At 60.2% G+C, this 1448-nt stretch carries 1 protein-coding gene; it reads left to right on the forward strand.

Translation table 11 applies throughout. From position 1 onward, the window contains the following. The first annotated feature begins 95 nt into the window (after positions 1 to 95). The gene (locus BMY06_RS38015) at positions 96 to 1121 is read left to right on the forward strand and encodes an IS110 family RNA-guided transposase (protein ID WP_074987919.1); all 1026 of its coding nucleotides are present in this window, start codon (positions 96 to 98) and stop codon (positions 1119 to 1121) included. The last annotated feature ends 327 nt before the right edge of the window (positions 1122 to 1448 follow it).

Genomic DNA, 1448 nt, shown 5'->3' on the forward strand with positions numbered 1-1448 from the left:
CCCCGTCCCGAGGCTGCGGCGGAAGCCGCGAGTCGGCATCAATGTGCCAGGATGAAGTTGCGAACGTTCATCGACACCAGCGAGAGGGGAAGTCCATGCCTATTGTCACTATCGGAATCGATCTTGCCAAGAATGTATTTGCCGTTCACGGTGTGGACGAGACCGGCAAAGCGATGCTGATCAAGCCGCGTGTGCCGCGCGATCAACTGGTGAACTTGATCTCGCAGTTACCAGCGTGCCTCATCGGCATGGAAGCGTGCTCCGGCGCACATCACTGGGCCCGCGTGTTCCAGCAGCACGGCCATATGGTCAAACTCATGGCCCCAAACCTTGTGGCGCCTTATCGTATGTCCGGCAAGCGCGGCAAGAATGACGCGGCAGATGCTGCCGCGATCTGCGAAGCAGTGACGCGTCCGAGCATGCGTTTCGTGCCGCTCAAGGACGAACATCAGCAGGCAACACTTTGCCTGCATCGGACACGACAAGGTTTCGTAGAAGAGAGGACCGCGACCTACAACCGGCTGCGAGGCCTGCTCTCGGAATTCGGCGTGGTGCTGCCACAGAGCCCGGAGAAGTTGCGCAGGTACATCACGGAACATCTGGACGCTTTACCAGGCTGGGCGAAGCGCAGCATCAGCGATCTGCTGGAGCACGCCGGCCGTATCGAGGATCGCCTGCTCGAATACGACCGTGCGATCGTTGAGATCGCGCGTGAGGATGCGCGCAGCAAGAGGCTAATGCAGTTGCGCGGCATCGGCCCAACCACGGCCAGCGCGTTGCTCGCCAGTATCGGTGCCGGGCACGACTTCAGAAGTGGTCGGCAGGTAGCAGCCTGGATCGGACTCACGCCCGGTCAATATAGCAGTGGCGGTAAGGCCCGGCTGGGCAGCATCACGAAGGCAGGCGACGCCTATCTGCGCGGCCTGCTGGTCAACGGCGCCCGCGCCGTTATCGCCAGTCTCGGCGAGAAACAGGATCGCTTCAGCCGGTGGGTCCGAACGCTGGTCGAGCGTCGGGGCTACTGGCGTGCAGCCATCGCGATTGCCGCAAAGAACGCGAGATTGGCGTGGGCCTCGCTGAAATATGGCGATGACTTCAGGCTCGATCCCGTGAAAGACTGACTTCGATTCGAGTTTGTCGATCAACCGGCAACGGGACAGGGCATCGACATCATGAGTAAATAAACGATCACTTTGCACTGCCAGCGGTGATGTGAAGCGGGTTGGACCCGCGCGGAGCGTGCCTGACTAACACGACGGGGATATTGATTCCCGGCTAGAGAATGAGGCCTCTGCGCGCGTCTTTCATCAGGGTCCGGACCATTAGTCCAACATGACCGGTTGTAGAACCGCAGTCCTTCACCTTCTCACACGCACCAGCGCGGCATTGCAGTATGTATCAACAGCGAACCTCGATTGCGCTTGTGCTCAACGGGGAAGCCCTTGTAG

It is taken from the genome of Paraburkholderia tropica (genome assembly GCF_900109265.1).
GTDB lineage: Bacteria > Pseudomonadota > Gammaproteobacteria > Burkholderiales > Burkholderiaceae > Paraburkholderia > Paraburkholderia tropica.

What these genes read in the sequence shown, in the direction of transcription:
- BMY06_RS38015 (WP_074987919.1), top strand. Translation starts at nt 96, where the DNA reads ATGCCTATTGTCACTATCGGAATCGATCTTGCCAAGAATGTATTTGCC.